Here is a 9,774-nt window from a genome sequence, read left to right on the forward strand (position 1 = left end):
GGCAGCCCTGTTGGCCAACCTGCGCGCGGCCGTCGACGCCTTCCCCGCCCAGCCCGGGCCGCTGCGAGCCGTCGGCATCTCCATCGCGAACCCGGTGCACCCGGTCACCCACGAGGTCGTCCCGCTGGCCGGCACGCCGTTCCCGGAAGGCCTGCTCAGCCCGGCCGAACTGATCGGCGACCTGGTGCCGGCCCCGATCCTGGTCGACAACGACGTCAATCTGGCCGCGCTGGCCGAACACCGCGCCGGCCGGGCGGCGGGCGAGGCCAGCTTCGCGTACGTCTACGTGGGCGCGGGCCTGGGCGTCGGGCTCTACATCGGCGACCAGCTGATCCGCGGCGCGCACGGGCTGGCCGGTGAGATCGGCTACCTGCCGGGCGCCGGAGCTCCGACGATCGCCGGTGATCTGGCGGCTGGTGGGCTCGGCCGCTCGGACGCCCCGTCCAACGATGTGGCGGCGGCGCTGGAGCTGCTCGATCGCGGTGATGAGACGGCGTTGCGGGTGCTCGCGGCGGCGGTGGCCCGGGCGATCATCTCGGTGGCGGCGGTGGTGGATCCGGCGTTGGTGCTGCTGGGAGGGCCGGTCGGGACGCATCCGGCGCTGCTGCCGCGGGTGCGGGCGGCGATCTCGTTCCCCGGGCCGACGCGGGTCGAGCATGGGACTCTGGGCACGGAGGCTGCGTTGCATGGGGCTTTGCAGTTGGCGCTGGAGCACGCACGGGCGGCGGCAGTCGCCGTCTGACCCGATGGGCAACCTCGGACCTCGTTGTTCCGGCGTCCGGCGTCCGGCTTCCCGGCGTCCGGCTTCCCGCTTCTCGGCGTCCGACCCGTTCCGGGCTGCCACTTCCGCCGCCTGCCCCACCCCGCCGCCGGTCCGCTTCCTTCCGTTGCCAGGCCGTGCCGTGGCTCCGCCGCCCCCGGCGAATCTCGCGGGACTGCGACCCCGGGCGGCTTCGGCACTTCGGCGTGGGCCTGCGGTTCGGTGTGTCGGGGGCGTGCGGCAGACTGCTGGGCGTGCGGAAGATCTACGTCATCGGGATCGGCGCGGGCGACCCGGACCATCTGACCCTGCAGGCAGCCAAGGCGATCGGCCGGACCGACGTGTTCTTCCTGCTCGACAAGGGCGACACCAAGGAGAGCCTGATCGAGCTCCGGCGCCGGCTGCTGAAGGCGTACGCCCGCCCCAGCCGGCGCATCGCCGAGGGCCGCGACCCGGACCGCGACCGCACCCCCGCCGACTACGAGGGCACGATCGCCGACTGGCGGCACCGCCGGTCCGAGGTGACCGAGGCGCTGATCCGCGAGCATCTGCTCGACGAGGAGACCGGGGCGTTCCTGGTCTGGGGTGATCCGTCGCTCTACGACTCGACGATCAGCATCCTCGACGAGATCCTGGCCCGCGGCGAGACCACCTTCTCCTACGAGGTCATCCCGGGCATCAGCAGCGTCTCGACGCTGGCGGCCAAGCACCGGGTCGGCCTGAACCGGGTCGGCCGGCCGTTCCAGGTCACCACGGGCCGGCGGCTGGCCGAGCAGTGGCCGGCGGACGTCGACGACGTGATCGTGATGCTGGACGCGCACCAGACGTTCGGGTCGGTCGACGCCGCGAACGTGGACATCTACTGGGGTGCGTACCTCGGCACCGAGGACGAGCTGCTGATCTCCGGTCCGCTGGCCGAGGTCGGCGACGAGATCCGCCGGGTCCGCGCCGAGGCCCGGGAACGGCACGGCTGGATCATGGACACGTACCTGTTGCGCCGTCGCGACGCCGATCAGGCGGACACCCGGTCGTAGATCAGGCAGAGCGCCCCGGATTCTGACGTTGTCGTATCGGCCAGCGTCCACGTGGAGGCGGGGAGGCCGTCCTCCAGCAGCCGGGCGCCGCCGCCGACCACGGCCGGGCACAGCGTGATGCACAGCCGGTCCAGCAGTTCGGCGTCGAGCAGGGCGCGGATGATACTGCTGCTGGCCAGCACGATGATGTCCCCGCCGGCCTCGGCCCGCAGCTTGCGGACCTCCTCGGGCAGGTCGCCGGCGACGACGCGGGAATTCTCCCAGGGGGCCTCGGTCAGGGTCGTGCTGAACACCACCTTCTCGGTCCGGTTGAGCCAGGCCGAGAAGGTCCGGTCGCGCTCATCGGCCTCGGGGTTGCCGGCGACGGCCGGCCAGTAGCTGCCGAAGCCCTGGTAGTTCTTGCGGCCCAGCAGCACGGTGGTGGCCGGCTCGGTCACCCGGATCATGTGGTCGCGGCCGGCCTCGGTGACCGCGTGCGGCACGATCCAGCCCATGTCGTAGTCGCCACCGACGCCGGTGGTGCGGCCGTCGAGGGACAGGGAGATGTTTCCGACGACGCGGCGGTTGCTCGTTTCGCTCTTCATGCCCATGGGTCGGAGTCACCGGCGCCGGCTCGACATGCGCCCGCGAACTATTCCGCGTCGCCTTCCAGATCGCCCTCGGTCTCCAGGTAGACCTGCTGCAGCGCGGCCAGGGTGGCCGGCTCCGGGGACTCCCAGAGCTTGCGGTCCGCCGCCTCCAGCAGCCGTTCGGTGATGCTGTGCAGCGCCCATGGGTTCGACTGGGTCATGAACTTCTGGTTGTCCGGGTCCAGCACGTAGCTGGCCGCCAGCTGCTCGTACATCCAGTCGGCGACCACGCCCGCGGTCGCGTCGTAGCCGAACAGGTAGTCGACCGTCGCGGCCAGCTCGAACGCGCCCTTGTAGCCATGCCGGCGCATCGCCGCGATCCAGCGCGGGTTCACCACGCGGGCGCGGAAGATCCGGGCGGTCTCCTCAGTGAGGCTGCGGGTCTTGGTCGCGTCCGGGTTGGTCGAGTCACCGATGTACGCCGCCGGCGCCCGCCCGGTCAGCGCCCGTACCGTGGCGATCATGCCGCCGTGGTACTGGAAGTAGTCGTCGGAGTCGGCGATGTCGTGCTCGCGGGTGTCGATGTTCTTGGCCGCGACCTCGATCCGCTTGTACGCGGTCTCCATGTCCCCGCGCGCCTCGACCCCGTCCAGCCCGCGCCCGTAGGCGAAGCCGCCCCAGACCGCGTACACCTCGGCCAGGTCGGCGTCCCCGCGCCAGTTGCGGCTGTCGATCAGCGGCAGGATGCCCGCGCCGTACGCGCCCGGCCGCGAGCCGAAGATCCGGGTGGTCGCCTGCCGCCACGACTTCTTCGCGTCGACGTCGGCCAGCGCGTGCGCCCGGACGAAGTTCTGCTCGGGTGTCTCGTCCAGCCCGGCCACCAGCCCGACCGCGTCGTCCAGCATGGCCACCACGTGCGGGAACGCGTCGCGGAAGAAGCCGGAGATGCGTACGGTCACGTCGATCCGGGGCCGGCCCAGCTCGGCCAGCTCGATCGGCTCGATGCCGGTGACCCGGCGGGAGGCGGGGTCCCAGATCGGGCGTACCCCCATCAGGGCGAGGATCTCGGCGATGTCGTCGCCGGCGGTCCGCATGGCGCTCGTTCCCCAGGCGGACAGGCCGACCGACTTCGGCCAGTCGCCGTAGTCGGCGCGGTAGCGGGTCAGCAGTGACTCGGCCATCGCCTGCCCGGTCTCCCAGGCCAGCATGCTCGGGATGGCCTTGGGGTCGACGGAGTAGAAGTTGCGGCCGGTCGGCAGCACGTTGATCAGGCCACGCAGCGGCGACCCGCTCGGCCCGGCCGGCACGTAGCCGCCGTCGAGGGCGTGCAGGACATTGGTCAGCTCGTCGGTCGTGCGCGCGAGCCGGGGCACAACCTCGGTCGCGGCGAAGCGCAGAACCTGGGCCACTGTCTCGTCGTCGGTGACCCGGTCGGCGGCGGCGGGCTCCCAGCCGGCCTCTTCCATGGCGGCGACCAGCGCATGGGCCCGCGCCTCCACGGCGTCGGTCTCGGCGGTGGACGCGTCCTCGGCCAGACCGAGCGCCTCCCGCAGACCGGGCAGTGCGGCCACCTGACCGGCCCACATCTGCCGGGCGCGCAGCATGGCGAGCACCAGATTGACCCGGGCCTCGCCGCTCGGCGCGGCCCCGAGGATGTGCAGGCCGTCGCGGATCTGCACGTCCTTGATCTCGCAGAGCCAGCCGTCGACGTGCAGGATGAACTCGTCGAACTCCTCGTCGTCGGGCCGGTTGGCCAGGCCCAGATCGTGGTCCATCTTGGCCGCCTGGATCAGGGTCCAGATCTGCGCCCGGATGGCGGGCAGCTTCGCCGGGTCGAGCGCGGCGATGTTGGCGTGCTCGTCGAGCAGCTGCTCGAGGCGGGCGATGTCGCCGTACGACTCGGCCCGGGCCATCGGCGGGATCAGGTGGTCGACCAGCGTCGCGTGGGCCCGCCGCTTGGCCTGGGTGCCCTCGCCCGGGTCGTTGACCAGGAACGGGTAGATCAGCGGCAGATCGCCGAGCGCCGCGTCGGTGCCGTCCGAGGCGGACATGCCGACGTTCTTGCCGGGCAGCCATTCCAGGTTGCCGTGCTTGCCGACGTGCACGACCGCGTGCGCGCCGAAGTCGTCGGCCAGCCACCGGTAGGCCGCGAGATAGTGGTGGCTCGGCGGCAGGTCGGGGTCGTGGTAGATGGCGACCGGGTTGGCGCCGAAACCACGGGGCGGCTGCACCATCACGACCACGTTCTCGTCGCGCAGGGCGGCCAGCACGATCGCGTCGTCGTCCACGTACAGCTCGCCGGGGGCCTCGCCCCAGTGCCGTTCCATGGATTCGCGCAGGTCGGCCGGGAGCGTCGCGAACCACTGCCGGTAGGCGGAGGCGGTGATCCGTACGGGATTGCCGGCGAGCTGGTCCTCGGTCAGCCAGTCCGGGTCCTGGCCGCCGGCCGCGATCAGCGCGTGGATCAGCTTGTCGCCGTCGCCCTCGGCGACGCCCGGGAAGTCACCGATCCGGTAGCCGCGCTCCCGCATGGCCTGCAGCAGCCGGACCGTGGAGGCGGGCGTGTCGAGCCCGACCGCGTTGCCGATCCGGGAGTGCTTCGTCGGATACGCCGAGAGCATGACCACGATCCGGCGCTCGGCCGGCGGGATGTGCCGCAGCCGGGCGTGCGCGACCGCGATGCCGGCCACCCGGGCGGCCCGCTCGGGGTCGGGAACGTAGATCGAGAGGCCGTCCGGGTCGATCTCCTTGAACGAGAACGGCACGGTGATGATCCGGCCGTCGAACTCGGGGATGGCCACCTGGGTCGCCGCGTCCAGCGGGGAGAGCCCGTCGTCGCTGGCCTCCCACGCGGCCCGGCTGCTGGTCAGGCACAGGCCCTGCAGGATCGGCACGTCGAGATCGGCGAGCACCCCGACATCCCAGGCCTCGTCGTCACCGCCCGCGGAGACGGTGGCCGGCTTGGTGCCGCCGGCCGCCAGCACGGTCACCACCAGGGCATCGGCCTTGCGCAGCTCGGCGAGCAGCTCGGGCGAGGCCGTGCGCAGGGAGGACGTGAAGATCGGCAGCGGCCGCGCACCCTTGGCCTCGATCGCCTGGCACAGGGCCTCGACGAAAGCCGTGTTTCCGGCCATGTGATGAGCGCGATAGTAGAGCACCGCGACGGTGGGGCCGGTCCGCTCGGTCGCCGCACGCGGCAGCAGACCCCAGTCGGGCGCGGGCACCGGAGCGGCGAAGCCGTGCCCGGTCAGCAGGATCGTGTCGGAGAGAAAGTCGTGCAGGGCGGCCAGATTGTCGGCGCCGCCGTAGGCGAGATAGCCGTGCGCCTCCGCGGCCACACCCGCGGGCACGGTGGAGAGCTTCATCAGGTCGGCGTCCGGCGCCTGCTCACCGCCGAGCACCACCACCGGGACCGGCCCGGCCAGCAGCGCGTCGAGCCCTTCCTCCCAGGCCCGCCGGCCGCCGAGGATCCGCACGACGACCAGCTCGACCCCGTCGAGCAGCGCCGGCAGATCGGCGACCTGCGTGCGCGCGGGATTGCCCAGGCGGTAGTCGGCCCCGCTGGCCCGAGCGCTCAGCAGGTCGGTGTCAGACGTCGACAGCAGCAGAAACACGGCTCTCCCCTCGGGGTCCGCGCCCCGGATCGGTGGAATTCACGGCGACCGGAGTTCCTGGCTCGAAGGTCTATCAGGACCCTCTGACAGTGGCGGGACCGCGCCGGACTCGCACCGGCTTCCTCCGCGGCGTCGCCGCACGTGGCCTCCCACTCTCCAGAAGCGCACGAGCAACGTCAAGGCGAGGCGCCGGGTGCCGGGCGGAGAACGCCCGCCGGGGTCGGGGTCGCCCAGGCCTTCGGCGAACATCGCGTACGTCAGCAGCGGCACCCCGTCCGGGCTGAACATGATGCCGGCCTCGTGCCGGGACTCGCCCAGGTCGTTGAAGTCGGCGCCGTACTTCGTCGCGACCCGCTCGCGCTCCTTGGACGACATCACCCGGCGGACGCCGTCGTGGTAGCCGTTGAGCCAGCGGGTGATGCTCAGCAGGAAGTCGCACGATTCCGGCTTCAGCAGCGTCTTGGTCGCCAGGCGCCACAGCAGGTCGTGCATCTCCCGCGGCGTGGTCGTGCCCAGGAAGAAGCGGTTCGGGTTGGCCACCGGCTCGACCCGGGTGTGCACAAAGCCCTTGGCCGCGAGGATCTCGTTGATCTCCAGCGCCGGCACCACCCGGCCGCACATGCGGACCGCCGTGTTGTCCGAGACGAGCAGCATCGCGGTCAGGAAGTTCGCCACCGTGATCTCGTCGCCCCACACCCGGTGCAGGTGGTAGATGCCGGAGCCGCCGAGGATGATGTCGGCCTGCAGGTCCAGCTTGGTGCCGAGGGTCAGCTGACCACGGTCGATCTTGTCCATGACGGCGGTGGCCACGGCGAGCTTCTGCACGCTGTAGCCGTACGTGACGTGGTCGGCGTCGTCCTCGACGATTCCCTTGATCGCGCCGGTGCTGTCCACGGCCGCGATGTGGGTGTGCCAGAGGCCGCCGACCTTGGCCTTCTCCTTCGCGTACACCTTCTTGATGCTCGCCGGGCCGGCCGCCGCGGCCTGGGCGGGGGTGCTCACGCCGACACCCGCGACTGCTGCCGCGGCGCCGAGACCGAGTGCCGAACGGCGGGACATGCTGGTTGACATCGTTCTCCCTCAATGGACGGACGGTGGACCACGCGGCAACGTACACCACGCCCGCTCATGCCCGGAGATACCGCAGCACGGCCAGCACCCGCCGGTGATCGGTGCGCGCCTGGGGCAGGTCGAGCTTGGTGAAGATGGCGGTGACGTGCTTCTCGACGCTGCGTTCGACCAGGTGCAGGGCCTCCGCGATGGCCACGTTGGAGCGTCCCTCGGCGAGCAGCCCGAGGATCTCCCGCTCCCGGTCACTGAGCCGGGCCAGACCGGCGTCGACGGCCGGCGCGGCCAGCAGTTGCCGGACGACCTCGGGGTCCAGGGCGGTGCCGCCGTCCGCTACACGGCGCAATGCCCCGACGAACTCGTCGGTGCTGACGATCCGGTCCTTGAGCAGATACCCGACCCGCCCGGCGTTCTCGGAGAGCAGCTGCCGCGCATAACTGGTCTCGACCCACTGCGAGAAGACCAGGACCCCGACCCCGGGGTACGCGGACCGGATCGTCAACGCCGCCCGCAGACCCTCATCGGTGTATGTGGGCGGCATCCGCACATCAACCACGGCAGCATCGGGCGGATCGGCGGCAACGGCAGCAAGCAGCGCGCCGGCGTCGGGAACGGCGGCGACCACCTCGACGTCATGCTCGCCGAGCAGCAGGGCGATCCCGTCCCGCAGCAGCGGATTGTCCTCGGCGATGACCACGCGCACTGTCAGCCTCCGATCTCGGGAAGAATCATCGTCACTGTGGTGGGGCCGCCCGGGGGTGAGTTCACGGTCAGCGAGCCGTCGAGTGCGGCGGCTCGCCGGGCCAGCCCGGCCAATCCGGTCCCAGAAGCAGCGGGCCGGGTCCGGCCGAAGTCGATGACCGCCGCGCCGCCGTGGCCGTCGTCGGTCACCGTCAGGCGTAGGCGGCGGTTCTCCTTGCGGAGGTTGATGCGGACCCGGGATGCGTTCGCGTGACGGGCGACGTTGGTGAGGAGTTCGGCCACCGCGAAATACAGGGCCGATGCCGTCGCGTCCGGTGGGCGGGCGGGCAGTGACACGGTGACTTCCGCCGGCACCGCGCTGCGGGCCGCCAGGGTTGTCAGGGCCACTTCGAGGCCGTCGTCCAGCGCCGGTGGGTGCATGCCGCGGACGATGTCGCGGAGTTCCGCCAGCGCTTCCGTGACCGTGCCGCGGGCGTCCGCCGCCAGCTTGCGGACCGGCTCGTCGGTGCTGCGGTTCTCGATCCGGGACAGGGTCAGACCCAGGGCGACGAGGCGGGCCTGCGTGCCGTCGTGCAGGTCGCGCTCGACGCGGCGCAGGAGTGCCGCCGCATCCGATTGCAGGGCCGCGCGGCCGGCCTCGAGCTCCGCGATGCGGCGCTGGGCCTCGCTCGGGTGCAGCAGGGCCCGCACCAGGAACCGGTCGAGCAGCACGATCAGCCGCAGCCACCAGGGCGTCGCCAGCAGAACCGCGAGGCCCTGCAGCGCGATGATCCAGGTGTGCGGCCACGTGTCGGTGTCGTCCGCGGGGACCAGGAACCACCACAGCGGATAGGTGATGCCGACCGGCGCGGCCACCACGGCGAACAGACCCGGGTACGCCCCGACGACCGCCAGCGGCCACCGGGCCAGGCAATAGGTCAGCGCCCGCCACGCGGTCGGGTCGCTGGGCAACGCCCGGACCCGTCCCCACCACGTGCGGGCGGGCAGTGGCGGTGGGTCGGCCCAGTCCCAGCCGAGCAGTTTCCGGGCCGGGCCGCGGAAGTAGCGGGGGGTGAGCCGGGCGAGGGCGAGCACACCGACCAGCAGCGGCAGCCCGACGGTCAGCGCCGACGCCACTGTGGTGACCGCACCGACCACGGCCAGCACGAAGGTCGGCACTCCGAGAAACACCCCGGAGACCAGGTAGGCCAGCTCCCGCCAGGTGCGTGCGGTCAGCCAGGCCCGCACCACGATCATCCGACCACCTCGATCGGGGGCCGGCGCATCGCCAGGGCCGCCGGCAGCGCGGTCCCCGCCAGGACCAGGGCGGCCGTGGCCAGCACCCCGGTGACGAGCCAGCTGACCGGCATCCACGGCGCCCAGGTGCCCAGGGCCGTGTGCAGCAGCGGCAGCGTCGTGATCGCGGCCACCGCCGCGCCCACCACCAGTGCTGTTGCGGTCACCAGCAGAGCCTCGCAGACCACGACCGTCAGGGCGCGCCTGCGGGTGGCTCCGGCGAGTTGGGTTACCGCTAGGTCGCGGCGGCGGGACAAGATCACCGTGACCAGGGTGTTGACCGCTGCCACCGCGGCGAAGGCGACGTAGACCGAGGTGCCGGAATACTCCAGCCAGCGGTCCGCGGCCGCCGGTGCCGTTCCTGTCGTGTGCTCCGTGGTTTTCAGGATGATGACTTTGACGGCGGTGAAGGCGATTGCCAGGGTGAGCGGCACCAGGGCGCTGGACAGGGCTTTCGCTCGGACGGCGATGGTGTCGCCGGCCAGTCGGCCGGTGTCGCCGAACAGCCTTGCGGCGACTGCCGCGACCCGGAGCAGGGCCGGACCCAGCAGGCCTGCGCCGACGCAGAGGGCCAGCATCACCAGCAGGCCCAGGGCGTCAGTGGTTTCCGCGTCCAGGTCGGCGATCGTGATCGACAGCACGGTGCCGCCGATCATCAGGATCAGCCCGGCCGTCGTGCGTACGCGGCCGAGGCGCCGGCGGGGGGCCGCTGTTTCGGCCAGGGCCGCGGCGGGGCGCATCCGGGACGGGCG

Annotated in this window: 7 protein-coding genes, 1 pseudogene and 1 riboswitch; of the genes and pseudogenes, 2 read left to right on the forward strand and 6 right to left on the reverse strand. The window is 72.0% G+C overall.

The genetic code is table 11. The features are described from left to right. On the forward strand, positions 1-742 hold a 742-nt coding region (locus AB0C29_RS19430; protein ID WP_360821945.1), incomplete at its 5' end, for an ROK family protein. A gap of 272 nt (positions 743-1,014) precedes the next feature. Next, the gene (cobF, locus tag AB0C29_RS19435; RefSeq protein WP_360821947.1) at positions 1,015-1,794 is read left to right on the forward strand and encodes a precorrin-6A synthase (deacetylating); all 780 of its coding nucleotides are present in this window, start codon (positions 1,015-1,017) and stop codon (positions 1,792-1,794) included. On the opposite strand, the gene AB0C29_RS19440 is transcribed toward cobF, so the two are convergent. The 6 genes and pseudogenes from AB0C29_RS19440 to AB0C29_RS19465 all read right to left on the reverse strand — a co-directional run. Further along, positions 1,773-2,378, reverse strand: coding sequence for a dihydrofolate reductase family protein (locus AB0C29_RS19440; RefSeq protein ID WP_360821949.1), 606 nt, complete (start codon positions 2,376-2,378; stop codon positions 1,773-1,775). The genes cobF and AB0C29_RS19440 overlap by 22 nt on opposite strands. A gap of 47 nt (positions 2,379-2,425) precedes the next feature. Next, on the reverse strand, positions 2,426-5,977 hold the full coding sequence (cobN, locus tag AB0C29_RS19445; RefSeq protein ID WP_360821952.1) for a cobaltochelatase subunit CobN: 3,552 nt from the start codon (positions 5,975-5,977) through the stop codon (positions 2,426-2,428). A gap of 51 nt (positions 5,978-6,028) precedes the next feature. Then, positions 6,029-6,102, reverse strand: a riboswitch (cobalamin riboswitch). Between the two features lie 181 nt (positions 6,103-6,283). Beyond that, a pseudogene (locus AB0C29_RS19450) lies at positions 6,284-7,048 on the reverse strand (serine hydrolase); the annotation flags it as partial. A gap of 55 nt (positions 7,049-7,103) precedes the next feature. Beyond that, complete coding sequence (locus tag AB0C29_RS19455) at positions 7,104-7,748, reverse strand: response regulator transcription factor (RefSeq protein ID WP_360556263.1); 645 nt, start codon at positions 7,746-7,748, stop codon at positions 7,104-7,106. Between the two features lie 2 nt (positions 7,749-7,750). Continuing rightward, positions 7,751-8,983, reverse strand: a complete 1,233-nt coding sequence (locus AB0C29_RS19460; protein ID WP_360821954.1) for a sensor domain-containing protein — start codon at positions 8,981-8,983, stop codon at positions 7,751-7,753. Then, a partial coding sequence (locus AB0C29_RS19465; RefSeq protein WP_360821956.1) for an FtsX-like permease family protein occupies positions 8,980-9,774 on the reverse strand: 795 nt, incomplete at its 5' end. The genes AB0C29_RS19465 and AB0C29_RS19460, both read right to left, overlap by 4 nt.

Origin of the sequence: Actinoplanes sp. NPDC048791 (assembly GCF_040650095.1) — a bacterium.
In the GTDB taxonomy this organism is placed as follows: domain Bacteria; phylum Actinomycetota; class Actinomycetes; order Mycobacteriales; family Micromonosporaceae; genus Actinoplanes.

Excerpts from the sequence above, each read along its gene's own strand:
- AB0C29_RS19440 (WP_360821949.1), bottom strand. The coding sequence starts at position 2,378 with ATGAAGAGCGAAACGAGCAACCGCCGCGTCGTCGGAAACATCTCCCTG.
- AB0C29_RS19460 (WP_360821954.1), bottom strand. The coding sequence starts at position 8,983 with ATGATCGTGGTGCGGGCCTGGCTGACCGCACGCACCTGGCGGGAGCTG.